The 22014-nt window shown below is 72.1% G+C and carries 31 protein-coding genes; 25 read left to right on the forward strand and 6 right to left on the reverse strand.

Translation table 11 applies throughout. The features are described 5' to 3' along the window. Positions 1–145: 145 nt before the first annotated feature. From ACFWUZ_RS31840 to ACFWUZ_RS31865, 6 genes are all read right to left on the reverse strand, one after another. Positions 146–1015 (reverse strand): DnaB-like helicase C-terminal domain-containing protein, encoded by an 870-nt coding sequence (locus ACFWUZ_RS31840; protein WP_384380731.1) that lies wholly within the window; start codon positions 1013–1015, stop codon positions 146–148. Positions 1016–1098: 83 nt separating this feature from the next. Beyond that, positions 1099–2493, reverse strand: coding sequence for a replicative DNA helicase (gene dnaB, locus ACFWUZ_RS31845; protein WP_384380734.1), 1395 nt, complete (start codon positions 2491–2493; stop codon positions 1099–1101). An 86-nt stretch (positions 2494–2579) separates the two neighbouring features. After that, complete coding sequence (locus ACFWUZ_RS31850) at positions 2580–3746, reverse strand: hypothetical protein (RefSeq protein WP_384380737.1); 1167 nt, start codon at positions 3744–3746, stop codon at positions 2580–2582. Beyond that, entirely contained in the window at positions 3743–3889 is a 147-nt protein-coding gene (locus tag ACFWUZ_RS31855; RefSeq protein ID WP_384380740.1) for a hypothetical protein, read from the reverse strand. Before ACFWUZ_RS31855 ends, ACFWUZ_RS31850 begins: the two co-directional genes overlap by 4 nt. Before the next feature lie 701 nt (positions 3890–4590). Continuing rightward, the gene (locus ACFWUZ_RS31860; protein ID WP_384380743.1) at positions 4591–5454 is read right to left on the reverse strand and encodes a hypothetical protein; all 864 of its coding nucleotides are present in this window, start codon (positions 5452–5454) and stop codon (positions 4591–4593) included. A gap of 1 nt (position 5455) precedes the next feature. Next, the gene (locus ACFWUZ_RS31865) at positions 5456–6328 is read right to left on the reverse strand and encodes a sigma-70 family RNA polymerase sigma factor (protein ID WP_384380746.1); all 873 of its coding nucleotides are present in this window, start codon (positions 6326–6328) and stop codon (positions 5456–5458) included. A 521-nt stretch (positions 6329–6849) separates the two neighbouring features. Between ACFWUZ_RS31865 and ACFWUZ_RS31870 the strand changes: the two genes are divergently transcribed. The 25 genes from ACFWUZ_RS31870 (at position 6850) to ACFWUZ_RS31990 (ending at position 21986) form a co-directional block, all read left to right on the forward strand. Continuing rightward, the gene (locus tag ACFWUZ_RS31870; protein WP_384380749.1) at positions 6850–7149 is read left to right on the forward strand and encodes a hypothetical protein; all 300 of its coding nucleotides are present in this window, start codon (positions 6850–6852) and stop codon (positions 7147–7149) included. Continuing rightward, positions 7149–7322: a hypothetical protein gene (locus ACFWUZ_RS31875; RefSeq protein ID WP_384380752.1), complete on the forward strand. Its 174-nt coding sequence runs from the start codon at positions 7149–7151 to the stop codon at positions 7320–7322. Before ACFWUZ_RS31870 ends, ACFWUZ_RS31875 begins: the two co-directional genes overlap by 1 nt. Further along, positions 7319–7624 (forward strand): hypothetical protein, encoded by a 306-nt coding sequence (locus tag ACFWUZ_RS31880; RefSeq protein ID WP_384380755.1) that lies wholly within the window; start codon positions 7319–7321, stop codon positions 7622–7624. The genes ACFWUZ_RS31875 and ACFWUZ_RS31880 overlap by 4 nt, the downstream gene beginning before the upstream one ends. Then, a complete protein-coding gene (locus tag ACFWUZ_RS31885; RefSeq protein ID WP_384380758.1) occupies positions 7621–8448 on the forward strand; it encodes a hypothetical protein in 828 nt (275 codons plus the stop codon). The genes ACFWUZ_RS31880 and ACFWUZ_RS31885 overlap by 4 nt, the downstream gene beginning before the upstream one ends. Next, on the forward strand, positions 8445–8675 hold the full coding sequence (locus tag ACFWUZ_RS31890; protein WP_384380761.1) for a hypothetical protein: 231 nt from the start codon (positions 8445–8447) through the stop codon (positions 8673–8675). The genes ACFWUZ_RS31885 and ACFWUZ_RS31890 overlap by 4 nt, the downstream gene beginning before the upstream one ends. Further along, positions 8672–10132, forward strand: a complete 1461-nt coding sequence (locus ACFWUZ_RS31895) for a hypothetical protein (protein WP_384380764.1) — start codon at positions 8672–8674, stop codon at positions 10130–10132. The genes ACFWUZ_RS31890 and ACFWUZ_RS31895 overlap by 4 nt, the downstream gene beginning before the upstream one ends. Beyond that, positions 10129–10533, forward strand: a complete 405-nt coding sequence (locus tag ACFWUZ_RS31900; protein WP_384380767.1) for a hypothetical protein — start codon at positions 10129–10131, stop codon at positions 10531–10533. Before ACFWUZ_RS31895 ends, ACFWUZ_RS31900 begins: the two co-directional genes overlap by 4 nt. A 34-nt stretch (positions 10534–10567) precedes the next feature. Next, positions 10568–10915, forward strand: coding sequence for a hypothetical protein (locus tag ACFWUZ_RS31905; protein ID WP_384380771.1), 348 nt, complete (start codon positions 10568–10570; stop codon positions 10913–10915). After that, complete coding sequence (locus ACFWUZ_RS31910) at positions 10912–11217, forward strand: hypothetical protein (RefSeq protein ID WP_384380774.1); 306 nt, start codon at positions 10912–10914, stop codon at positions 11215–11217. Before ACFWUZ_RS31905 ends, ACFWUZ_RS31910 begins: the two co-directional genes overlap by 4 nt. Before the next feature lie 83 nt (positions 11218–11300). Next, entirely contained in the window at positions 11301–13739 is a 2439-nt protein-coding gene (locus ACFWUZ_RS31915; RefSeq protein WP_384380777.1) for a hypothetical protein, read from the forward strand. Positions 13740–14010: 271 nt separating this feature from the next. Beyond that, positions 14011–14571: a hypothetical protein gene (locus ACFWUZ_RS31920; protein WP_384380780.1), complete on the forward strand. Its 561-nt coding sequence runs from the start codon at positions 14011–14013 to the stop codon at positions 14569–14571. Further along, positions 14571–15248, forward strand: a complete 678-nt coding sequence (locus ACFWUZ_RS31925) for a hypothetical protein (RefSeq protein WP_384380783.1) — start codon at positions 14571–14573, stop codon at positions 15246–15248. The genes ACFWUZ_RS31920 and ACFWUZ_RS31925 overlap by 1 nt, the downstream gene beginning before the upstream one ends. A gap of 88 nt (positions 15249–15336) precedes the next feature. Next, a complete protein-coding gene (locus ACFWUZ_RS31930; RefSeq protein WP_384380786.1) occupies positions 15337–15504 on the forward strand; it encodes a pRL2-8 in 168 nt (55 codons plus the stop codon). 136 nt (positions 15505–15640) lie between these two features. Continuing rightward, positions 15641–15835: a hypothetical protein gene (locus ACFWUZ_RS31935; protein ID WP_384380789.1), complete on the forward strand. Its 195-nt coding sequence runs from the start codon at positions 15641–15643 to the stop codon at positions 15833–15835. After that, positions 15832–16053 carry a hypothetical protein gene (locus tag ACFWUZ_RS31940; protein WP_384380792.1) on the forward strand — a complete coding sequence of 74 codons (222 nt, stop codon included), beginning with the start codon at positions 15832–15834 and terminating at the stop codon, positions 16051–16053. Before ACFWUZ_RS31935 ends, ACFWUZ_RS31940 begins: the two co-directional genes overlap by 4 nt. 68 nt (positions 16054–16121) lie before the next feature. Beyond that, positions 16122–16745 (forward strand): DUF6919 domain-containing protein, encoded by a 624-nt coding sequence (locus tag ACFWUZ_RS31945; protein WP_384380795.1) that lies wholly within the window; start codon positions 16122–16124, stop codon positions 16743–16745. Positions 16746–16913: 168 nt separating this feature from the next. Further along, the gene (locus ACFWUZ_RS31950) at positions 16914–17384 is read left to right on the forward strand and encodes a Pycsar system effector family protein (RefSeq protein WP_384380799.1); all 471 of its coding nucleotides are present in this window, start codon (positions 16914–16916) and stop codon (positions 17382–17384) included. Positions 17385–17421: 37 nt separating this feature from the next. Beyond that, positions 17422–17835, forward strand: a complete 414-nt coding sequence (locus tag ACFWUZ_RS31955; protein WP_384380802.1) for a hypothetical protein — start codon at positions 17422–17424, stop codon at positions 17833–17835. Positions 17836–17960: 125 nt separating this feature from the next. Beyond that, positions 17961–18191: a hypothetical protein gene (locus ACFWUZ_RS31960; protein WP_384380805.1), complete on the forward strand. Its 231-nt coding sequence runs from the start codon at positions 17961–17963 to the stop codon at positions 18189–18191. 91 nt (positions 18192–18282) lie between these two features. After that, the gene (locus tag ACFWUZ_RS31965) at positions 18283–19155 is read left to right on the forward strand and encodes a DUF4097 family beta strand repeat-containing protein (protein WP_384380808.1); all 873 of its coding nucleotides are present in this window, start codon (positions 18283–18285) and stop codon (positions 19153–19155) included. 80 nt (positions 19156–19235) lie between these two features. Continuing rightward, complete coding sequence (locus ACFWUZ_RS31970) at positions 19236–19871, forward strand: hypothetical protein (RefSeq protein WP_384380811.1); 636 nt, start codon at positions 19236–19238, stop codon at positions 19869–19871. Then, the gene (locus ACFWUZ_RS31975) at positions 19868–20197 is read left to right on the forward strand and encodes a hypothetical protein (RefSeq protein ID WP_384380814.1); all 330 of its coding nucleotides are present in this window, start codon (positions 19868–19870) and stop codon (positions 20195–20197) included. The genes ACFWUZ_RS31970 and ACFWUZ_RS31975 overlap by 4 nt, the downstream gene beginning before the upstream one ends. Next, complete coding sequence (locus ACFWUZ_RS31980; RefSeq protein ID WP_384380817.1) at positions 20194–20601, forward strand: hypothetical protein; 408 nt, start codon at positions 20194–20196, stop codon at positions 20599–20601. Before ACFWUZ_RS31975 ends, ACFWUZ_RS31980 begins: the two co-directional genes overlap by 4 nt. Further along, on the forward strand, positions 20598–21290 hold the full coding sequence (locus tag ACFWUZ_RS31985) for an NUDIX domain-containing protein (RefSeq protein ID WP_384380820.1): 693 nt from the start codon (positions 20598–20600) through the stop codon (positions 21288–21290). The genes ACFWUZ_RS31980 and ACFWUZ_RS31985 overlap by 4 nt, the downstream gene beginning before the upstream one ends. A gap of 114 nt (positions 21291–21404) precedes the next feature. Next, positions 21405–21986, forward strand: coding sequence for a hypothetical protein (locus ACFWUZ_RS31990; RefSeq protein WP_384380823.1), 582 nt, complete (start codon positions 21405–21407; stop codon positions 21984–21986). Positions 21987–22014 lie beyond the last annotated feature (28 nt).

The following is a 22014-nucleotide window of genomic DNA, read 5'->3' on the forward strand; positions in this document are numbered from 1 at the left end:
GGTCGGAAATCCGACCAGCACCGTGGAGCTGCCCGGCCTGGACGCCGCGAACGACGCCGCCCCCAGCGCGGGAGTGCGCCGGGGGCGGGGCCGGTGTGTGACTACGGACGGCACTGTTGCAGACGGAGCGGACACTGTCGCGGGCTCACGCGGACACGATGTCGGTGAAGCGCGCGTAGTGGACCTGGAAGGCGACGTCGGGCGCGATGGCGGTCCGGGAGCTGCGCGCCTTCGCGATGACGAGGTCGGCCTCCGAGGGCCGGGACGTCGGGTCGTACGCGTCCTCGCGGTGGACCAGGACCGCAGTGTCCGCGGTGAAGGCGACCTCGTCGTCCAGGTCCTCCAAGGCCGGCATCCAGTGCGGCCGCCGCGAGACGGCGCCGAGCGGGGCGGTGACGACGATCGGGACGGCCAGCTCACGGGCCAGAGCCTTGAGGGCGCGGGCCGCCTGACCCGGGGAGAAGCTCTGCCCCACGGCGTCCAGCCCGTCCACCCCGACCAGCTGGACCTGGTGCTCGTGCACCAGGCGCCGGGCGTGCTCCACCAGCTGGCCGTCCGCCAGCAGGGCCGGCGCCAGGACGTACAGCGGGGCCGCCTCGAGGATCGAGCGCGCACGCTCCAGCCGGCGGACGTCTTCCCCCACGAGCTGGCCCGTCCGGACGTGGTCCCTCGCCACCCGCCCGGCCGTGACCAGCGCGCGCACCATGATCTGCTCCGCGCTCTGCTCCGCCGACGCGAGCAGCACGGGCACCACCACACGCTCCTGGTCCCGGCCCGTGAGCGTGCCGCCGGCGTTCCACTGGCAGATGTTCTGCAGCAGGGTGCTGCGGCCCAGGCCGGGCCGGGACGCAAGGACCGTCAGTGTGCCCGGCTCCAGCCCGACCATCACGGCATCGAGCCCCCGCAGCCCGGTCGGAAGACCCGGGCGGTGCCCGAGGCTGTGCGCCGGCGCTTCCCCGCTCCTGGCGAGGAGCTCCGCCATCGTGAGCGCGGGCGACTGCTCGGTCCACTCCATCTCGGAGGACGTCCTTTCGACGAAGGGGTGGCCGCCCCGGTGCGGCCACCCCAGGGTGGGAAAACAGTCAGGTCACAGGCCGATCAGGTGTTCGCCATGTCGACGAACCGGCTGTAGTGGCCCTGGAAGGCCACGCTGATCGTGGCCGTGGGCCCGTTGCGGTGCTTGGCCACGATCAGGTCCGCCTCGCCCGAGCGGGGCGACTCCTTCTCGTACGCGTCCTCGCGGTGCAGCAGGATCACCATGTCCGCGTCCTGCTCGATGGAGCCGGACTCGCGCAGTTCGCCGATCTGCGGCTTCTTGTCGGTGCGCTGCTCGGGCCCGCGGTTGAGCTGGGACAGCGCAATGACCGGGATCTCCAGCTCCTTGGCCAGCAGCTTGAGGTTGCGGGACATGTCGGAGACCTCTTGCTGGCGGTTCTCCGGGCGCCCCATGCCGCCGGACTTCATCAGCTGGAGGTAGTCCACGATCAGCAGGTCCAGGCCGCCCTTGCTCTGCTTCATCCGGCGGGCCCGCGAGCGGATCTCGGTCAGCGACAGGTTCGGGGAGTCGTCCACGATCAGCGGGGCCGCGTCGATGGCGGGCGTGCGTCGGGCCAGCCGGTTCAGGTCGTCCTCGGTGACCGTGCCCGCGCGGATGTGGTGCAGGGCGACGCGGGCCTCGGCGCTGTAGAGCCGCTGCATGATCTCGGAGCGGCCCATCTCCAGCGAGAAGAAGGCCACGGTGTTGCCGTAGCGGACCGCCGCGGCCCGGGCCATGTCCAGGGCGAGGGTGGACTTGCCCATCGCCGGGCGCGCGCCGATGACGATGAACTGACCGGGCTGGAAGCCGTTGGTCAGACTGTCCAGGTCAGCCAGGCCGGTGGGGATGCCGTCGATCTTGTCCGTGCCCTTCATCCGGGCGTCGAGTTCGTCCCAGAAGGAGGGCACGTCCTCGCGGACGTAGGCGTAGCCGGCGGTCTGCTCCCGGGTCGCCAGGGCGTCGAGGACCTCGGCCTCGACGGAGCTGCGGACCTCGTCGAGCTGGCCGACGCCGGAGTAGCCGAGCTGCGTGATCTTCGTCCCGGCCTGGACCAGGCGGCGCAGGACGGCGTTCTCGTGGACGATCTCGGCGTAGTAGGCGGAGTTCGCGGCCGTCGGCACGGCCTGGACCAGGGCGTGCAGGTAGGAGGCGCCGCCGACCTTGTTGATGTCACCGCGCCGGGTGAGCTCGGCGCCGACGGTGATTGGGTCGACCGGCTCGCCCTTGCCGTACAGGTACAGGATCGCGGCCTGGATCATCTCGTGGGAGGGGCGGTAGTAGTCCCGCTGCTGCATCGGGGTTTCGAGAACCTCGCCGATCGCGTCCTTGCTCAGCAGCTGCCCGCCGAGCGCGGACATTTCCGCGTCGAGGTTGTGCGGCGGAACGAGCTCGAACCCCTCCCGGCGAGGACGGGGGTACTCGTCGTCAGGAGCGGCGTGGGGTGCGACGATGGTCATACGGATCTCCTTGGTGAGGTCTTCTGTGGCGGCCGGTTCTTCGCGGGAGTGGCCGCCACAGGCATGTGCGGAACTACGGGTACGGGTCACGCGGGCTGACCGGCGCGGAGCCGGGCCAGCAGGTCGGCGCCGTTGACGGAGGCGGGTTCGGACTCCTGGCGCTGGCGACGTTCGCGCTCGGCGAGACGGCACGGCGAGCAGTCGCCCTCCTCGAACGCGGGATGCCGCTCGCACATCGCCGGGCCGGAGCGCTGCTTCGGGACCGACGCCTGTGGGGCCTCGGGCCAGGTCATCGCGTCCTCGATGCTCTTCCAGCTCGGCTTCACCCGGCCCATCCACTCGGCCAGTCGGCACAGGTGGTCCATGTCCGCGCCAGCGGCCAGGAGATCGGCGGCCTCGGCGCCGATGGCGGCCGCGCGCTTGGGCAGGTACGGGTGGCCGCTGGCCGTCATGCCGCTGGCCCAGGCCGCCACCACGGGGGCGGTTGCCGAGACGTCAGCATTGGGGTCGGTGGCGGGCGCGGGCGCGGGCGCGGCCGCCTTCTTCGCCTGCTTCTTCGGTGCGGCCTTAGGGGACGGCGGCTTCGCGGCGGGTGCGGACCGACGGCTCTTGGGCGCCGCAGGTCCTGCCGTGTCCTCTCCTTCGGCGGTACCGGGCCCGGCCGGGGCCGCGGGCTGCTCTGCCCCGGCCGCAGGGGCCGGCGCGGCAGCGGGCTGCGGCTGGTTGGAGGTCCGCCGCACCTTGCCGTCGTCGGTCCGGGTGTGGAGCGGGGGCTGCGGAGGGTTCTCCCGCCAGTCGGGGGTGTAGGCGTCGAGCTTGTCCCACACGTTCCGCCAGCCCACGTACGCGTCCGGCGGCAGGTCGTTGACCTGGTACTTGCGGAAGGAGTTCTGGATGCCGCCCTTGCCGGTCGAGGTGACCAGCCGTTCGTCGCCGTCGGGGTTCACGACCAGGTCGTGTTCTGCGAGCAGGCGCAGGGCGTCCTTGACCATGGTCGGGCTGCAGGGCTTGTCGTTGATGCCGGGTAGCAGGTAGCACAGCTGGTCCACCGACATCCGGCGCAGGCCACCGCCGGTCCGCCGTGCCGTCTCGGAGACCATCGCCCGCAGCAGCAGGTACAGGTGGAGGGCGGTCCGGGTGATGCCGGGCACCAGGAGCACCCAGTCACGGACCTGGGTGTAAGACCAGTAGTCGGTGATGTCGCCGACGAACTCGATGTTCTCGGCGTTCTCGTCCATGACGGGAGCAGTCATCGGGCCACCGCCCCGGCGGCCGGCGCGGCGGTGAAGGTCGTGCTGTCGAGCAGGTTCGTAGTCACCGGGCCGTTGTATGCGCCAAAGCGGACACCCTGCTCAGAGCAGGTCAGCGGGCGACTCAGGGTGTAGTTCGTAGTCATCACGGCGCCTTCGTACGCGGCCGCGACGGTTACTGTCGCGGGCTCCGCGGAGGCGGGCCGGAGGGGGCGGTGCATGGGGGGCGTTCTCTCCGATTCGGTGGAGAGCCGCACGTCGGGGGTTCACCAACAGGTACCCGGACGGGTCTACGAGCGGTGCTGCGTAGAACCCGGTTTCCCGGATACTCTGGTAGTGGTAGCCGGGTCCCTTGGACTTGGTACCCGGCGTTACCGCCGACGTACGACTCGAGGATTAGCGGCTTCTCAGGGCGCCTGTTACGAGTCGTGGTGCATGGAGGTCGATGGCCGTCACCCTGCTGGACACAGGGCGGCGGTCATCGTCTGTTTTTACGGGTCCATCGTCGAGTCCGTTCGCCGGTTGGGCTGACCGGGAAGTCCGTGGTAGAAGCAGGCCTGACCGCGATCATGCACGGCCGTCAACCTGTTGTAACTTGCCGAGCCGCGCTTTGGTGCCGCTGTCCCGTCTGCCGGGCGCGAACTTGCGTGGGCGTCCCGCAGGGCGGGCCGACGGCGTGTCGCCGAGCCCAACGTGCGCGTGTTCGCGTGCGGGTACGCGTAGCCTGCCATCGCAGGCACCTCCGATTCAGGTGCTTGATCGCGCACGTCGGGCTTCCACACACCGACGTTGCGACCGACAGGCCCCCACGGGGGCCTGTTCGCGTTTTGCGGGCCCATCATCCTCCTCAGCCGACCCGATCGTGGTCAGCGGGCGAACTCTGGGTGTGTCGGGCTTCGTCGAAGGTGATGTAGGCCGCCGTCGCGTCGTCGCTCACCTTGAACCTGGCCCAGCGGGTGCCATCCGCGTCGGACGCCTCGGCGGATCGAGTCCTGGAAATGAGCGCGGCCGGCCCGGCCCCGTCCAGCACGTCGAGCAGCTCCTCCCAGGACAGTTGGTGGAAGGTATCGGCGAGACGGCTAGCACCGTCTGACAGCAGTGCGGCTCGTCGGACTTCAGCAACCGGGATGCTGCCCGTGATGGCGTGGTCCGCAGCTGTCGGATCGGTTGATGCGACCCAGTAGCCGCCGGGGCTGTTTCGAAGACTGCGCTGGACGGCCACCAGTTCAGAGACCCGAGCAGCACGTTCGGGGGTGCCCGCCGGGCCGGCCAGTGCTGCTGCCATCTCTTCCCCCGCGACGTCCTCGACGCTGGTGTCCGCCACGGCCTTGACCATCCCGGCCGTGTCCAGCACCAGCACGGAGTCCGACAAGACGAGGTAGTCGAGGACGCCCTGGCGCTGACGCAGCATGACGACGGTGGCCGCGGGGACTGCCTCCTGGTCGAGAGCGCAGGTGTCCGAGTGCATCGCGTTGACGTCTTCGATCGCGGTCCGGAGCGCCTCGGCGAGCGGCTGTTCGTCGTCTCCCATCAGGGCGACCAAGCGCGCGCCGAGCTGCCGGACGAGCCAGGGCGTGCCGTGGCAGCAAGCCATCGGCAAGTCCTTCGGTGCGGACAGCCCGTCAAGCACCACGACACCGCTGGGGCCTGTGAAGACGCCGTCCTCGTTCTCGTCCCCCACACCCTTGGATGACGCCGTGGTGATCTGCATGTCAGGCCCCTTCTGGGCGGTAGAAGGGCGTGATGCGCTCGCTCGCGAGGATCTCCCCCGTCTCCGGGTCGAAGCGGCTGGAGATCAGCGTGGAGAACCGCTTGGCCCGGAGTTCGCTGTGCACGTTGGCCAGCTCCTGGGTCAGCCAGTGGATCACGCCGCCGGAACCGATGGCGTGGATGCCCGCCACGTACAGGAACGTGCCCTGGCCGTCGGGGCGCGGCAGCCGGCCGAAGTAGGCGACGTCGCTGTTCTCCCCGCTGTCCATCGGCGAGCGGTAGGTCTTTCCGCTGGTCCGGTCGGTCAGATGCCAGCCCTGAGCGTCCTTGGCGAAGCGCAGATGAGGGTCGCCCTCGAGGATCTGCTCCAGGAGCGGAGACAGTCGGGGACCGCAGATCACGACGAGGTTGTTCCGGTTGAGGCGGACGTTGCCACCTACCGGGATCGGCTCCAGGGTGCAGGCCAGGCCGACGTCTTCGGCGAGCGCGCTCAGCTTTCCGTACGTCTGAACATCCGGCGTTGCGATCACCGGGCCCTGGACAGCCTTCTCCTTCCCGTCCTCCAGCTTCTCGGCCAAGGCCACGATGACCGTGCCGGAACCGAGGAAGAGGCGTTCGGGGGGAGAGCCCTTGGCCAGCTGACTGACGCGGGCTTTGCTGATGCCGAGCTCCGTCGCCAACTGGGTGCTGTTCAGGTTGCCCACGCGCAGGGCTTCATTCATGGCTTCGTTGCGGACGGCCTGAAGCTCGTTGCCGTAGTCCTGCACCCGACCGGTAAGGCTGTGGGCGGACTTCGCCCGCTCAAGAGGGTCGGGCAGTTCCTTGAGCTGGGACAACGCGGCATCGAGAGCCGCATCAAGCTGTTCCTGATCCATTCGTGCCTCCCTTCGTAGGGTCTTGTTTAGCGCACTTAACCGTAACTGTTCAAGGTGCTTGACGCTTCGGCGGGTCCGCCCTATGGTTTCGATGTCGCCAGGTTAAGCGGCCTTAACCGAATCGGTTGAGTGCGCTGTACCTGCACGTCAAAGCACTTCTTGTACCAGCGCAGTCGCTGAAAACCAGGCGGCTGCGGACGGCACCTCCATGCCGAAAACGGCGACGTCGGACCGCCTCGGAGCTGTACCGAGCTGGCGTACCGGGAGAAGAACTCAACAGCGTGCAACGAGGAACAGATCCACCCTTTGCGCAGGTCAGATGGCCATGTGGGCCGCCAGCGCGAGGTGAACGTCCAGACAGATTCGGCCCGGCGCATCGCCCGTACGGGATGTGCCGTGGCCGTGGCCGTCTGGCCGCCAACGACTACCCCGCCGCCCGGAACGGGCGCGGCCCCGGAACAGGTGCTCGAACACCCCCGGGGCCACTTCGGAATCCAGCTCGACAGAGGAGTGGACCCGCAATGATCAGTATCCCCAACCCCGCCGCCGGCACCCTCGCCGCCGCCCTCAAGCTCCGCGACGACGCCTCGCAGATCCTCGGCATCGACGTCGCCCTGGTCCTCGGTCCGCCCGTCGGCATCGAGGGCGCCGCCGCCCGCCGGGCCCGCGAGGACGCCCTCGCCGACATGGTCGACACCGGCTTCGTCTCCTTCGAGGCGATCCACAGCCGCGGCCTGGCCGTCGCCGAGCAGCTGCGCGAGCTCGGCGAGCTGGAGCTCGCCGCCGGCCTGCTCGACCTCGACCTCGGGGCGGTGGCCTGATGACGAACACCACCCGCGAGCTCCTGGCCCACGTCCTGGAGCGCGTCAGCTCCCGCCCGGAGGAGTGGACGGTCCGCGACACGCAGACGATCACCCGGCTCCGCGCGGCCGCCGAGTGGGAGGAGGCGTCCGAGAAGGTCGCCGCCGCCCGGTGGATCGGGGTGCCGGCATGACGCGCACTGCCTCCGCCTTACGCGACCTGTTCCGCTCCGGCCTGGAGATCACGGGCCGGATGCCGTCGCAGATGCTCCTGCTCCTGGTGCCGCTGCTCGCGGTCTTGGCCTACGGCTCCGGGACGGTCCTCCTCGACGCGCTGACCGCGCTGGTCACCGCCGTCGCCGCCGTCACCAAGGCCGTGTTCTGGCTGGCCGCGCTCGCCGTGACCGCCCGCCTGCTGCATCGCCTGGTAGAGCACCACTTCCGCAACGCCCCGCCCGCCGCCGCCCCCTCCGAGACCCGGGAGTCTGCCGCATGATCCGGATGATCCGTACCAAGAACCTGCGCACCCTCCAGGAGGGCGCGGCCCTCGCCTCCGTCTTGGAGGAGCAGCTCGAAGAAGCCGAAGGCGCGGTCGAGGCGTTCCGGGGAGACCTGGACACCCAGGACGAGAAGAACCGGGACCTGGAGGAGGAACTCGGCGGGGTCCGCACCGAGCTGGCCGCCGCCGAGACCCGCAACCACGACCTCATTCGGCTGACCGGCCTGCTGTTCCGCGCCCTCGACTACGCGGGCGAGAAGGCCGAGGCGCCGCTCGACGTGGTCCTGCACAAGGGCCGGGTCGAGGGGATCTACCGGGACCGGGCGGCCGCGATGGCCTCCACCCCGTTTGCCGACCGCGGGTGGGGCCCTGTTCCGGACCCCGCCCCCGAGCCGCTGGGCTGGATGATCGAGCGGGCCACCCCGCCGCGGCTGGCCGCCCCGCCCAACGCGCAGGAGATCGAAGACCTGCTGGAGAGGGTGGAGCGCCCGGACGCGGAGCGTCTGGCAGAGGCCGAGCGGATCCAGGAGCTGACCGGCGCGCTGGAGACCGTCCGTGCCCAGCGCGGCACGGCGATGAAGGACACCGACACCGCCGCGACCGCGCTGACCGCAGAGTCCCTGGCGTTCGCCCTGCACCGGGCGGCGGTCGCGGAAGTCGCCGCCAAGATCGCGCACGCCCTGTCCGCCAGCGACCCGGTCGGCTCGATCGTCGACGTCGGCGCCCTGCTGCTCCGCTACGCCGACGTGCTCTGCATCGACCCCCACGGCCCCGGCCTCGCCGGTGAGGCCTCCACCGAGACGAAGGGAGCGGCCGCATGAGCGCCGCCAGCCTGAAGTTCCGCCGCGGCCCCCGCAACGACTGGACCGCCGCCGACTTCGACTCCTACACGGTGCTCGCCGAGCTCGGCGTGGACCGCCCGGCCGCCAAGGTCTCCCACGCCCGCCGGGGCCGGCCGCTGCGCCGCGCGTACCGCGCCGCCCTGCGGGCCGCCGCCGTCTTCCACCTCATCCCCGCCCCGATCCGAAAGGAGGTCGTCAGCCGATGACGATGTACAGCACCGACACCCCCGTCAACGGCCAGGACCAGGAGGTGCCGCCCTTCGGGACGGCCCCGATCCCGGGCAGCCGGGGCGAGGAGAAGCGGGCCCACCTGCAGGCCCGCCGCACCGAGGACCGCGCCGACCGGCGCGAGGCCGCCGAGGAGCGGCGCCGCGACCGCGAGCACAAGCGGCGGATGAAGACCGAGGCCAAGAACGCGAAGGTCGGCCTCGCGCTCCAGAAGAAGGCCGAGCGGCAGAAGCTGCGGGCCAAGCGCCGCAAGGAGCGGGCGGGCCGCCTGGTCGAGCTGCGCGAGAAGCTCTCCCACCACATGCCCCTGTGGGGCCTGCCGGTGGTCCTGGTCTCCCTCGCCGTCGGCGCCTCCGGGCAGGCCGACGCCGCGCTCGCCGCCGGGATGGGCTGGGCGTCCGGCGGAGTCCCGATCCTCACCGAGGGCATGACGCTGACCCTCGCCGGCCTGACCGCCCAGGCGATCGAGCAGCGCCGCCCGCACGGCTGGCTCATGCGGGCCACCTGGGCCACCGCAACCGGCGCGGCCGCCATCAACGCGGCCGGGCACTACATCGCCGGCGTCGAGGACGGCGCGGACAAGGCGCTCTACCGGGCGGTCCTGTACGCGGGCGCCTCCATGCTCGGCCTGGTCCTGTGGTGGATCGTCATGCGCTCGAAGCGGGCGGCGATCTCCGGGCGCAGCGCCGAGGAGACGACCCGGTGGAAGCGGCTCGCCCGCCGGCACCCGGTCCTCGTCCGCCGCGCCCGCCGCGTCGTCGACAACACCGGCCTGAGCCTGCCGGAGGCGTACGCGATGGTGTGGCAGCGGGCGAACGGGGCGGCTCCCGGTGAGCCGTCGATCCGGGAGATCCGCGCCTCGCGCCGGGCGGCCTTCAAGCGCACCCAGGCCGAAGCCTGGGACGGACGCACCCGGTTCTCGCGCACCGCGCCCGCCCCGGCGGTGGTGGTTCCCGCCGCCGTCGAGCCGGAGCCGGAAACGGTTCCCGAACTCGCGTCCGAGGCCGCGCCGGAGCTGATCCCGGCTCCGTACCTCCCAGTCGCGCTCGCGGTTCCCGGACTCGACGGGCAGTGGATCGCCCACCGTGTCCCGGTGCACCCGCTGCCCGCCTGGCGGCCCTGCCAGGAACCGGGAAGCGAAACGGCCACAACCCGCTTCCCGCAAGGGCAGGAGCCGCTTCCCGACCCCTCCCCGGACGCATCCGAGGATGAGGACGGGACGCAGCCGGACGAGGCACAGGAGCAGGTCCGGGAACAGGTCGCGGACGACCGGCTCGACAAGGCCCGCGCGCTCGTCGAGCAGGCGGCCCTCGAGGGCAGGAACCTGCGCCGCCACCCCTCGAACCGGCAGATGGCCCGGCACCTCGGGTGCCGCCCGGGAACCGCCCGGGAGTACCTGACCCAGGTCCTGGCCGAGAGGGGAATCAGGCGATGACGGTTCCCGCAGCCTTAGCCGGAACCGTCTACGAGGCGGCCGTGGGACGCAGTGGCGGGCACTGCGAGTGCGACCTGCAGCAGCCCGGGAACTGCGGACTCGGCCCGGCCAAGTTCCACTCCAGCGGCCAGCGCTGCTACGAGCGGGAGGCGTACCGCTCCCCGCTCGTGGTGGCGCCCCGCGACCCCGAGGTCTCCGACCGGGACGCGATCGGCCTGCCCGCCTCGGAGGTCATGGTCCTGTGCCGCGGCTGCTTCGTCCGCCGCCGCAACAAGGCCGATAAGGAGCGCGCCGCCCGCAACAAGGAGGCGCTCCTCTCGGATGAGAACACCCTCTTCCCGTCGGACCTGTTAGGCCCAACGGGTCTAACCCACCTTGAGCAGCAGCGTGACGCGGCCTGAGCCGTACGCGCCCGAATCCCGGAAGGGACCGCACATGAAGCAGCGCATCACCCGAGGCGCCCGCTACGCCGCCTCCCTCGCCGTCGGCATGGTCCACATGCTGCTCGCCCTGTGGGCCGGGTCGGCGGCCGGCGGCTGGGCCTGGCGGCACGGCTACACCCTCCCGTTCGACACCAGCTCCTCGGCGGCGATGTCCGCCGCGATCGTCTTCGGCCTGCTGGCCGCCGGAGCGGTGCTCGTCCTCCCGGAGCCCTGGATGACCCAGGTCCGCCACCTGGTCGCGGGCCGCCCGCTGGCCCCCTGCCCCACCTGCGGCGCGCTGGCCCATCCGCCCGCCGCACACCACGCCACGAACACCACCCCGAAGGAGCTCGCCCAGTGAGCGCTTCCGCAGCCAAGCCCGCCCGCCGGATGCCCTGGCGCCTCGCGGTGCTCGTCCCCGCCGCCGCCTTCGTCGCCATCTGGCGCGGCATCCCCGGCATCACGCCGATGCTCACCTTCACCTGGCTCACGGCCCTGCTCACCGGCGGCGGCCTGATCCTCGCCGGGCTCTACGGCCCCCAGGCGATGGCGGCCATGGCCCGCGCCCAGAAGGAGAACGCGGCCCGCCGCAAGATCAAGGCCGCGAAGGAAGCCGCGAAGGCGAAGGCCGCAGCCGAGAAGGCCGCCCTCAAGGCGAAGTAGTCGACCGCGGGGCCCGCAGCTTGCCGGCGCCGGGCCCCGCGTACCCCCACCCCCCAAGAACCAGAGAGCGAGGAGCTTTCAGCATGACCGACATCTCCCCCGAGTCCGCACCCGGCGGCCCCGGCGACGAGCGGATCCCCGACGACCTCTCCAGCCTGTTCGCCGACGACCCCGCGCACCTCGACCGGCTGGAGAAGTCGGCCCGCGCCTCGGTCCGCGAGACCCGGGCGGGGATGGCGGACGCCACCACCGGCAGCGCGCACGAGATCCCCGTGCCCGTGCCGCCCGCCGGGACGGTGGCCGGCGGCCTCGTCTTCGAGGACGACGACCAGGAGCACGGCGCCGCCGCCGTTCCGGCCCCCCGGCCTTCCTCCGACGGCTGGACGTGGCAGGACGCCTTCCCCACCGGCACCTTCGACTCCGGCGTGTGGGCCCACCGCAAGAAGGTGTTCCTGCACGGCCTGGCCCGGCACGCCGGACACACCCACGTCTACGCCTGGCGGCTGTCGAAGCTCTCCGGCCTCGGCGTGATGGCCGGCGCCCGCGACTCCTGGCACTACTACACCGCCCAGGAATACGCGGACATGGTCGACACGGCCCGCCGCAAGAACCTCAACCCCGACATCGTCGCCGCGCTGCGCGAGGAGCGGAACGAGACCGCCCGGGGCCGTCGCCGCGAGGCGATGCTCGTCGGCGCGACCACCGCGGTGCTCACCGTCATCGCGGCCGCCGTCGCCGTCGCAGACGTCTACGGCCTGCTCGCCTCCTCCCCGGCCGCGGTGCTCATGCTGGGCATCCTGTCCGCCATGGGCCTGCGCGAGCACAAGCGCCGCAACCCCGACGCGGCCCTCTCCCAGGTGTTCGCCCTGCCCGACAGCGCCGGTGGCGAGCACCCCCCGCTCACCGACGACATGCTGAACAAGGTCCTGCGCACGGCGAAGGTCCTCAAGGACGACCAGGAGATCCTCCTCGTCGAGCCGATCCGCGCCGCCGAGATCAACGGCGTGGAAGCACGGTTCAGGCTCCCCAAGGACGTCACGTTCTCCCAGCTCATGGCCAAGAAGGAGGCCATCGCGGGCGCGCTCGACGTCGAGGAGCGCTGGCTCGACATCCGCAAGGACGGCTCCGCCAACCGCGTGTCCTTCTGGTACTGCACCGCAGACCCCTTCGCCACGCCCCGCACCTCCCCGCTGGTGGAGAGCCCCGAGCGCACCGACGTGTGGAAGCGCGGAATTTTGATCGGCTTCAACCGGCGCGGCCTGCCGATCTACCTCAAGCTCCGGCACGTCATGGCGCTGCTGGGCGGGATGAGCCGCACCGGCAAGGGCATGTTGCTGCGCAACCTGCTGTGCGGGCTGGGCCTGGACCCGCGCGTGAACCTGCGGCTGGTAGCCGGGGCCAAGCCGGGCGAGCACCGCGGATACGCCCCGGTCTGCGCGACGTTCTTCGGCCGGCGGCCCGAGCGCCTGATCGCCCTTCTGGAAGCGCTGCTTGCCGAGGCGTACCGGCGTGAGGAAATCCTGGAGGACCAGGCCCGCGCCAAATTCGGTGAGCGGGACCTGGACCAGTTCCCGCTGGAAATCCTCATCATCGACGAATTCAAGCAGTACGCGAATTCCTCGCTGCGGATTCCCGACCCGACCGACGACCGCGAGGAGGGAGGGCGCACCATCAAGGCGGCCGACCGGATCGCCGAGCTGCTGGAGGAACTGGCCGCGTTCGCCGCCGCCCTGAACATCACGGTCGCGGTCGTCACCCAGGACCCGGACGCGAACACCATTCCCCGTGGCTTCAAGTCCAACTCGGGTGCGCGGGTCGCTACTCGCACCGGCGGGCCGATCCAGACCAATGCGATTCTCAAGGACGGCGCTACCGGCGCAGGTCTGCGGGCGCATGAAATCCCCGAGTCGATTCCTGGCGGCGCGATCGTCGATATCGACGGTGCCCCGGGCGAGCTGATCCGCAGTTTCTTCATCGAGGATGAGGAATACGACGGCGCGGCCGACATCATCGCCGCCGGGCGTGCCCTGCGCGAAGAACTCGGACGGGCCCCGGGACAGTTCACCGACCCCATCGAGGACTACCTGCGGGCCGCCACCGGTCTGTCGTCGAGCGGCGGTGGCCCCAACGGCTCCGGCCGCCCCGGTCCCCTGGCAGGGACCGCCGTGCTCGAGCGGACCACGGTCCTCACCCTGCTGCTCGACGCGTTCACCAAGGCCGAGAACCCCGAGCGCATGAGCACGCAGGACCTGCTGGCGTACCTGGCCGCGATGGACCCGGACACCTTCAGCTACGAGGCGCTCGGACTCGACGAGCCGACCGAGGACACCAGCCCCGAGGACGCCAAGGCAGCCGTCGACGCGTACGGCCGCCAGGGCGGCAAGAAGCTCGCCGAGGAGATCGCCCGGGCCCTGGAGGGAACCGGCCGCGAGCTCATCGCCAAGGGGTGGACGAAGGGCGGACGGGGCCGCGGCTACTACCTCGCCGAGGTCCGCGAAGCCGCCGGGATTGCCCCGGAATGACCCATGCGACGGCCATGCGACGCGATGCGTCATGCCTGGTCAGCACATGAGACGCCGATGCGACGCCGCCGCCGATCATGCGACGGCGTCGCATCGCAGAACCCCTCATCGCAACCCCGTCGCAAGCGCTGACCTGCGACGACGTATCGCGTCGCATCCCATGACACATCCACAAACCACCGCAAAACGATCACGCGAGGGAGCCCCGCCGATCATGCCCACCGCCGACCGTTCCGCCCCCGCCTCCGCCCGGACCGAAGGAGCCAAGCCCATGACCGAGACCACCGTCGACCCGACCGCCGCCGCGAAGGTCCGCCAGCTCCTGGACGAGGCCAAGCTCCTCGAATCCGCCTTCGAGCCCACCCCGCGCGCGGCCGCCGCCCCGGCCGCCCCCACCGTGCCGGTCCCGCCCCCCGGCTACACCCTCAAGACCGTCCACCACACCACCCCGGACGGCGGCAGCCGCGTCGAGTACGAGATCGTCCCCCTCGCCCCCCTCACACCCGCCGGCACCCCGGCCCGGGCGGAGACGGAGGGCGCCGGGCGGCGCAGCCTGCCGGACTGGCTCACCGCCAACACCCGCAAGCTCAAGGCCGCCGTCTACCTCGCCGGGGGCGGCGCCATCGCCGCCGGTGCCGCGATCTACGGCCCGGCCGTCGGCGCGGGCATCAGCGCGGCGGCCGCGGGCGTGTGGGCCGCCACCCTGACCGCCCTCAAGGTCATCGGCGTCGCCGTCGTCGCCCTGGTCGTCCTGCGCGTGCTCGTCGGCGGCCGCCGCAAGAAGTCCGGCACCTTCACCTTCTCCGGCTCCGGTACCTGGAAGGAGAACTGATGGCCGCCGGAGCACTGCAGATCGTCTTCAAGGGCCGGCCCTCCTTCGGCGGCCACTGGGTCGAATGCCCCGAGGCGAAGCCTGGCTGGGGCTCGAAGGTCATCAAGCTGTACGTCACCCCGGCCGGGGTGGTGGGCACCTGCGGGCAGACCCACCGCCCGGTCGGTGACGACGGCCGTAAGGCCAAGCCCGCCGAGTGTGTCTTCCAGGTCGCCCAGGTGACCAAGGAGGAGCTCCAGGCGCTCGCCGCCCCGAACAAGACCGGCCGGGTGCGCGGCAAGCTCCCCACCGGCAAGGCCGTCGACGCGGAGATCATCTCCTTCGGCGCCCCGGCGGCCGGAGCGCAGGCCGGCGGCGGCAAGGCCGCCCAGGCGTTCGCCGCCGCCAAGAACGGCAAGGGCGCGGCCCCTGCCGCCCCGGCCCGGGTGCCGCGCGGCGGGGGCGGCGCGATGACCGCCTTCTTCGGCGCCATCGCCGCGACCGCCGGAGCCGCCGGACAGATCGCGGGCGCGGCCGGACAGGTCGCCGGATCGGCCGCCAGCATCGTCGGATCCGCCGCCGACCTCGGCAAGGAAGGCGTCGGCCTGGCCCGCGACGGGGTCAAGGAGGCCGGCGCGTACGGATCTCGCCGCCACGAGCGCAAGATGCGCGAAGGCGACTCCGGCGACGGCGAATAGCACAGCTCAGCCCGTGTTGGACCTGTTGCCCCCAACAGGTCCAACACGGCCCCGCACACACCACCGACCCCGCTGAACGGAGAGCGCGATGCCGAGCAAGACGGCCCTGAACCCGCCCCGGGGCGAGTGCGCGCAGTGCTGGCGCCACGCCTACGACTCCCGCGAGATGCACAAGCACCTCGGCCCCCGCGAGGACTGCCCGGAGTGCGTGGACCACATGCTCCACGGCCACCCCGCCCACATGATCGCGGGCTGACTCCGGAAGCCCCACGGCCTCTCGCGAAGACCCCGAAGACCTGTTAGCCCCAACAGGTCCAACCCCTCTCGCCGCGCCCGCCCGGGCTCCCCCCGGCGCGGGCGCGGCGGCCATCACCGAACCGAAGGAGGCTGCCGTGCAGCTCTCGCTCTCCCTCGTCCTGCTCCTGGCCCTCGTGCTCGTCGTCCTCATCCGCGGCGGCCACCTCAAGTGGCCCGCCGCCCTGGTCGCCGTCCTGTTCGGCTTCTTCCTCGCGGGCACCACCATGGCCCCCCAGATCCAGGACGGCATCGACGGCGTCACCTCCACCGTCTCGAAGATCAACCCGTGAGGTGGGCGGCCCTGCGCCGCCCGCGGCCCCCGAGCCACTGGTGCCCCCGCTGCGACGGCTGCGACCTGCTCTGGCAGGACAAGGACGACGGCGGCCGCCTGTGGTGGTGCGCCGACTGCGGTCACGAATGGGGCCACCGGGACGCGGTCCCCCGCTGGAACCCGCCCGTGCGCACCAAGGACACCGCCCCGGCCCAGCCGGGCGACCCGTACAGCTGAACCCCAGACCAGCACCGGTCAGACCTGTTGGAACCAACACTCCCAACGCCCCACGGAAGGCGACCACCGTGAAGATCCGACTGCCCTGGATGAGCCACACCGACCGCACCCTGTGGCGCAGCGCTGAGTCCCTGCAGGACCTCGGTGACCGCATGGTCCTGTGGCTCACCGGGGCCATTGCCAGCGCGCCCGGCCTCATCCCCCGCTACGGGCCCGACCCCGAGACCGAACACCTGGTTCCGGTCCTGGCCGGACTCAACCGGGCCGGGCTGGTCACCGTCGACTCCCAGCCCGGCCTGGACGAGTGCGACGCCACCGGGCACTGGCGCCAGCGCGCCGGCGTCCGCGGCTTCGTCGACGACATCGTGCTCCTGCGCCGCCTGGTCGCCGCCGCCGACGAGGCAGGCCTGCGCGTGGCCCTCCACACCGTCGTGGCGGCCGGACCCTGCCCGGACGGCTTCGTCGTCACCACCCTCGACGGCCACCCCCTCACCGATTTCGGCGTGCACGAGGGGTACGAGGTCCTCGAGTCGACCTGGCCCCGCCGCCTCATCGGCCCCGGCGCCCACGCCGCCGTCGTGCGCGCCGCGCAGCTGACCATCGTCGACCCCGAGTACGGACGCGACGACCTGCTGTGGTCCACCCTGGCCCGCGCCTGCGCCCTGCCCGCCAGCACCCCGCAGTACGCGTGACCCCAGCTCCGTCGCGGTTGACCCCATTGGGGCTAACAGGTCTGATCCGCTCACTCATGTTGGGCAACTTGAAGTTGGCCAACTTTCTATTGACATGCCAACTGTGAGTTGGCATTCTTTGGGTGTGGGCAGCGGCCCGCACAGACCGAGACGAAGGAGCCGAACGCCATGACGCAGTCCTCCACCACCCCGGCCGACACCACCACCGCGCGCCTGACGCAGGCCCGCACCGAGGTCATCGCCGAGATGGGCCGGACCGACGCCAAGGCCAGCGCGCTCCTCACCGTCCTGGGCATCCCGCTCGCGGTCCTCATCGCCGCCGTCCCCGGCCGCGACCTCCCGGCCGCCGCCGCCGTCCTCGTCGGACTCGGCGTGGCCGGCCTGGCCGCCGCGATGCTCATGGTGCTCGCGATCGTCCTGCCCCGCCTCGGCGGGGACACCCGCGGCTCCTACCTCCACTGGGCCACCTGCACGCCCGAGGAGGTGACCGCCGACCTCTCCGTCGACCGCGGCGCCGAGCGGCTCGTGGCCCTCTCCAAGATCGCCCTCAAGAAGATGAGGGCCCTGCGGATCGCCATCTTCACCACGGCGGGCGCGCTCGGCGCCCTCGCCCTGGCCCTCGCCGTCACCCTCGTCTGACCATCCCGCCCGACCCGCGAACAGGAAGGCCCCCTCCATGACCGAGGTCATCACCACCAACACCCCGGCACCCTCGCCCCGCAGCATCAGCCTGCGCATCCGCTACGCCGCCGTGATCGGCGCCGAGCTGGTGAGCCCGATCCTCGCCGGTGTCGCCGCCCTGCTCGCCGGAAACGCCTACCTCCACGACTCCGGGCCCGAGGCCGGACGGCTCGCCCTCCTGGGCGGCCTCGCCGTCGCCGCCGGAATCGTCGCCCAGACGTACTTCGGCGACGCCCTCCGCCAGACCACCGCCCGCATCAACGGGCAACTGCGCGGCGGCCGTACCTGGTCCTGCGCCTCCTGCGGGACCTCCATCCGCGCGGACCGGTGGTCCGACCACGACATCAACACCGCCGAGCGGCTCCTCGGAGACCCCGACGCCCACGGCTGCACCGGCCCGCGGACCTGATGCACGGGGCGGTCGGCCACCCGGCTACCAACCTTGACGCCGACCGCCCCGCGTCCCAGCCCGCTCCAACCCGGAGCAGGGGGCAGCCACATCGTCCCTCACACCCGAGACGGAGCCCGACCACCATGACCCCCACCCGACCCGATACCCCCGAGACCACCGCCGCGAAGAAGCGCCTCGACCAGGCGGCCGCCGCCCGGGACCAGGCCGTCGAGACCGCCCAGCGCACCTACTGGGCAGCGGTCAAGGCCGAGATGGAGGCGAAGAACCTCACCCAGGCCGCCATCGCCGCGCACCTCGGTTTCAGCCGCGAGCACGTCCGCAAGCAGCTCATCCGCTACACCGCCGACCAGTAGGCCGGCGCAGGTCCCGGGCGGCCGCAGCATCGGCCAGAGGCACGGCCGCCCGGGGCTCCCCGTCCAGAACAGAACCGAGGAGATCACCAGCATGTCCCATGAGCGCACCCTCACCGCCCCGCAGACCGGACCGATCACCATCGACGCCAGCCTCCTGGGCACCCGCGGCGCCGTGACCGTCCGCGCCGACGCCACCGCCACGGCCGCCACGATCGCCATCCGCACCGCCGACGAGACCGGCCCCGCCGCCGACGCCGTCCGCGAGGCCCGCCTCCACTGGGACGCCCGCGGAGCCGTCGTCGCACACGTCGAGGGCAGCGGCACCCAGACCGGCGCCGTGACCGGCGGCGGCGTGCAGGTCTTCGGAAACAACTACGGCGTGATCAGCCAGACCATCGTCGGCGGAGTCGTCATCGGCGGCACCCACCCGATCGCGGGCACCGACAGCTCCCTGGTCGAGATCGCGGCCGTGGTCCCCGAGGGCAGCTCGGTCATGGTCCGCACCCACTCCGCCGACGTCCGGGCCTCCGGCCTCCTCACGTCCGTCGCCGCCAACACCCAGTCCGGTGACGTCGCCGTCAACGACCGAGTCGAGCAGGCCATCATCTCCACCCAGTCCGGCGCCATCGACGTGTACGACTCGCCCAGCCTCCACATCCAGACGCAGGCCGGAACCATCCGGCTCGGGCGCACCGACCTCGCCGAGGTCAGCGCGGTGTCCGGCGACGTCACCATCGGCGACTTCGGCGGCACCGCCCGGCTCCACACCATCTCCGGCGACATCACCGTCTACGCCACGACCGGCGGCGACATCACCGCCCAGTCGGTGTCCGGCGCCATCACCGTGACCGCCATCGACGGGGCTCAGGACGAGGACATCGACGTGATCGCCAGCAGCGTCACCGGAACCGTCCGCGTCCCCTACCGCCGCACCGCCGGCGGCCCCCGCCGCCGCACCAGCTGACACCCGGCCCGGCGCAGCACCGGCTCCGCCGGGCCACCCCAAGCCCCTCCCGCCTGCACCAGACCCATGGAGAGCTCCGCATGATCCGCTCTGCCTTACGCCTCACCCGCGCCGCGGCCACCCTCGGCCGCCCGGCCTCCGCCATCGAGCGCCTGGCCCTCTTCGGCGCCCTCCTCGCCTCCTTCGAAGCGGTCCACGGATTCTGTGACCACTGGGGGCAGGACTCGGCCGTCGCCCGCTGCAAGCGGCTCTACGGCCAGCACCTCGTCTACGCGGACGGCACCACCGCCCGGGAGGGCGACGGCCGGACCGGCGAGCCGACCACGACCGCCTCCACCCGAGGCAAGAGGGCCGCGAGTCGCCATGCCGCCGAGTACACCGCGACCCAGACCGGCGTAGCCCTCGCCCTCACCCGGGCGTTCGGCTACCGGGTCAGCCCGACCGCGCTCCTGGCCGGCGCCGCCATCAACGGACTGACCCACGCCGCGATCGACAGGGGCGGACTTCTGCTGTGGCTGGCCGACCGGTCGGGTAAGCGCGGCTACATCGACCACTGCCAGGCCGTCCGCCTCGACCCCGACGGCGGCGTCCACGCGGAGATCAACGGACCCGGGACCGCGTGGATGGAGCTCGACGAGTCCCTCCACCGAATCATCGGCGTCAGCGCCGCCGCCGTCACCGTCCTGCTCACCACGCGCGGAGGCGACCAGCGATGACCCACAGCCCCGACTCGACCGGCCGCCGTCTGGCCCACCTCCTGGACCTGGCCCGCCACGCCCTCGCCGACGCCCACCGCGAGGCCTCCGCCGGACCCCTCCAGCCCCAGCACCGCCAGCTCATCCTGGACGCCCTGCACCGCCCCGACGGCGGGGACGACGGGCTCCTGCACCTGCTCGGTGACCTCATCACCGACACCAGCCGCGACCTCCCCGAGGGCGACGCCGCCGAACAGCTCGACGAGGCCGCCGGGTATGCCTCCGACTACCCCGCCCAGCGCATCGACCGGGCCCGGGCCGCCCTCGCCGCCCCCACCGGCCCGTGACCGCCAGCGCCAGGCCCGGCACCTGCCGGGTCTGGTACTGCGGCCGCTGCCGCGCCGCCTACAAGTCGGCGCCGCCGCTGGTCGACGCGGCGTGCAGCTGCGAGACCCCGGTCCGCACCCTGCACCCGACCACCGTCACCGTGCTGCCCGCCCCGCCGGCCCCGCGCCTCCAGGCCCTCGACGACGACGAGGCCCGCCACCGCGCCCTCGCCCGGCGCGGCCGCCGCGTGAAGGTCACCTTCGAGGCCGACGTCGACACCGCCTGGCTCACCCGCGGGGCCGACGGACACCAGCACCTCACCGTCTTCGTCATCACCGACGACGGCCAGCGCCACGCCATCGACACCCGTCTGCCCGGCGTCCGCATCGACGCCGCCCACCCCGAAGAGAAGGACAAGACATGAGCGAGTACACGCCCGAGGACATCACGCCCCCCGAGCTCCGGCCGACAGCCCTGGCCCACCACGTGCCCGACTGGGCGGAGGCCGCGCCGACGCCGGACGGCGTGACCGACTGGGACGCGCGCCGGGCCGCAGCGCTCGTCCCGTTCCAGTTGGACGCCCGCGGCTGGCCGATGCACCCCGACGGCCCCACCGGCCGCGTCGGCCGGAACTTGGGCCTGTGGGGGGAGAATCGCGCGGCCGACCCGATCGTCGTCGCAGGCCGTGGCCGACACCGGCAGGTGCTGCTGATCACCCGCAGCGACATCGGGGTGCAAGCGATCCCGGGCGGGATGGTGGATCCGGGCGAGACCGCACCGGAGACCCTGATCCGCGAACTCCGTGAGGAGGCCGGCGTAGACCTCTCCGACCACCAGCCGGTCATCCTCAGCCGGGGCATCGTCGACGACTGGCGCGCCTCCGACCACGCGTGGGTGGCCAGCACCGCCGCCCTGTACGAGATCCCCGCCGAGGTCGACGCCGTCGCGGGCGACGACGCCGTCGCCGTCGCCTGGTGGCCGTTCGGAACCCTCGCCCAGCTCGACGCCGCGATCACCGCCGCCGGAAGCACCCTCTACGCCGCGCACCGGCCCCTTCTGCAGCGCGCGCTGGACCACCTCGACACGTCCGTACATCCGGATCAGACCCGTTAGACCCAACGCCCCCAACGGGTTCGTCCCGGCATTCCAGCCCGCCGGGGCACCACGGGGCGACAGCATGAAGCCCGGGGCCGCCGAAACCGGCCCCGGGCTCAACGAGAGGAAAGCATGAGCACCACCGACACCACCACCGCCGACGGCCCGGTCTTCTCCACCGAGGCGTACGCCGCCGTCGAGAAGGCCGCCAAGAGCCGCCGCGCCCTGTACGTGCCCAGCGTCCTGGAGCACGCCGCCGAGCTGCTCACCGGCCTGTGGGCCACCGGCGAGAAGTACGGCGTCGCCTCCTCCGAGTGGAGCTGGACGACCGACCTCGCGGGCGGCACGCTCGACGTCGTCGCCCGCCAGTACGAGAGCGCCCCGGACCCCGTGCGCACCCCCGCGAAGGTCGTCGCCCTGCAGGGCCACCTGATCGGCGCCCTGACCTCCGAAGAGATCGGGCTCACCGCCCGGCTCAGCGGCCCGGGCGTCATCGTCGACCGCGGCCCCGACACCCCGCGCGGCGGCCGCGACGGCGACGCCGACGTCGAGGTCCGCATCCACAGCGACGGCGGCTGGAACTTCTCGTACGCGGCGGACGGCGCCTCCGTCATGTCGATCGTCGCCCCGGCCACCGAGGCCGGCGCCTCCCAGGTTGCCGAGGTCATCCGCGCCTTCGTGCGCGGCGAGCTCGGCCCCGTCTTCCGCCACTGACCACCACGATCGACCTCCGGCGGGGCCG

It is taken from the genome of Streptomyces sp. NPDC058646, from assembly GCF_042716875.1.
Classification (GTDB): Bacteria; Actinomycetota; Actinomycetes; order Streptomycetales; family Streptomycetaceae; genus Streptomyces.

Bases quoted from the DNA above. Each gene is read 5' to 3' on its own strand.
- ACFWUZ_RS31985 (WP_384380820.1), top strand. From the start codon at position 20,598: ATGAGCGAGTACACGCCCGAGGACATCACGCCCCCCGAGCTCCGGCCG.
- ACFWUZ_RS31855 (WP_384380740.1), bottom strand. From the start codon at position 3,889: ATGACTACGAACTACACCCTGAGTCGCCCGCTGACCTGCTCTGAGCAG.
- ACFWUZ_RS31915 (WP_384380777.1), top strand. From the start codon at position 11,301: ATGACCGACATCTCCCCCGAGTCCGCACCCGGCGGCCCCGGCGACGAG.
- ACFWUZ_RS31865 (WP_384380746.1), bottom strand. From the start codon at position 6,328: ATGGATCAGGAACAGCTTGATGCGGCTCTCGATGCCGCGTTGTCCCAG.
- ACFWUZ_RS31840 (WP_384380731.1), bottom strand. From the start codon at position 1,015: ATGGAGTGGACCGAGCAGTCGCCCGCGCTCACGATGGCGGAGCTCCTC.
- ACFWUZ_RS31870 (WP_384380749.1), top strand. From the start codon at position 6,850: ATGATCAGTATCCCCAACCCCGCCGCCGGCACCCTCGCCGCCGCCCTC.
- ACFWUZ_RS31970 (WP_384380811.1), top strand. From the start codon at position 19,236: ATGATCCGCTCTGCCTTACGCCTCACCCGCGCCGCGGCCACCCTCGGC.
- ACFWUZ_RS31860 (WP_384380743.1), bottom strand. From the start codon at position 5,454: ATGCAGATCACCACGGCGTCATCCAAGGGTGTGGGGGACGAGAACGAG.
- ACFWUZ_RS31920 (WP_384380780.1), top strand. From the start codon at position 14,011: ATGACCGAGACCACCGTCGACCCGACCGCCGCCGCGAAGGTCCGCCAG.
- ACFWUZ_RS31925 (WP_384380783.1), top strand. From the start codon at position 14,571: ATGGCCGCCGGAGCACTGCAGATCGTCTTCAAGGGCCGGCCCTCCTTC.
- ACFWUZ_RS31900 (WP_384380767.1), top strand. From the start codon at position 10,129: ATGACGGTTCCCGCAGCCTTAGCCGGAACCGTCTACGAGGCGGCCGTG.
- ACFWUZ_RS31955 (WP_384380802.1), top strand. From the start codon at position 17,422: ATGACCGAGGTCATCACCACCAACACCCCGGCACCCTCGCCCCGCAGC.
- ACFWUZ_RS31960 (WP_384380805.1), top strand. From the start codon at position 17,961: ATGACCCCCACCCGACCCGATACCCCCGAGACCACCGCCGCGAAGAAG.
- dnaB (WP_384380734.1), bottom strand. From the start codon at position 2,493: ATGACCATCGTCGCACCCCACGCCGCTCCTGACGACGAGTACCCCCGT.
- ACFWUZ_RS31965 (WP_384380808.1), top strand. From the start codon at position 18,283: ATGTCCCATGAGCGCACCCTCACCGCCCCGCAGACCGGACCGATCACC.
- ACFWUZ_RS31975 (WP_384380814.1), top strand. From the start codon at position 19,868: ATGACCCACAGCCCCGACTCGACCGGCCGCCGTCTGGCCCACCTCCTG.
- ACFWUZ_RS31875 (WP_384380752.1), top strand. From the start codon at position 7,149: ATGACGAACACCACCCGCGAGCTCCTGGCCCACGTCCTGGAGCGCGTC.
- ACFWUZ_RS31905 (WP_384380771.1), top strand. From the start codon at position 10,568: ATGAAGCAGCGCATCACCCGAGGCGCCCGCTACGCCGCCTCCCTCGCC.
- ACFWUZ_RS31890 (WP_384380761.1), top strand. From the start codon at position 8,445: ATGAGCGCCGCCAGCCTGAAGTTCCGCCGCGGCCCCCGCAACGACTGG.
- ACFWUZ_RS31885 (WP_384380758.1), top strand. From the start codon at position 7,621: ATGATCCGGATGATCCGTACCAAGAACCTGCGCACCCTCCAGGAGGGC.
- ACFWUZ_RS31880 (WP_384380755.1), top strand. From the start codon at position 7,319: ATGACGCGCACTGCCTCCGCCTTACGCGACCTGTTCCGCTCCGGCCTG.
- ACFWUZ_RS31850 (WP_384380737.1), bottom strand. From the start codon at position 3,746: ATGACTGCTCCCGTCATGGACGAGAACGCCGAGAACATCGAGTTCGTC.
- ACFWUZ_RS31950 (WP_384380799.1), top strand. From the start codon at position 16,914: ATGACGCAGTCCTCCACCACCCCGGCCGACACCACCACCGCGCGCCTG.
- ACFWUZ_RS31930 (WP_384380786.1), top strand. From the start codon at position 15,337: ATGCCGAGCAAGACGGCCCTGAACCCGCCCCGGGGCGAGTGCGCGCAG.
- ACFWUZ_RS31990 (WP_384380823.1), top strand. From the start codon at position 21,405: ATGAGCACCACCGACACCACCACCGCCGACGGCCCGGTCTTCTCCACC.
- ACFWUZ_RS31895 (WP_384380764.1), top strand. From the start codon at position 8,672: ATGACGATGTACAGCACCGACACCCCCGTCAACGGCCAGGACCAGGAG.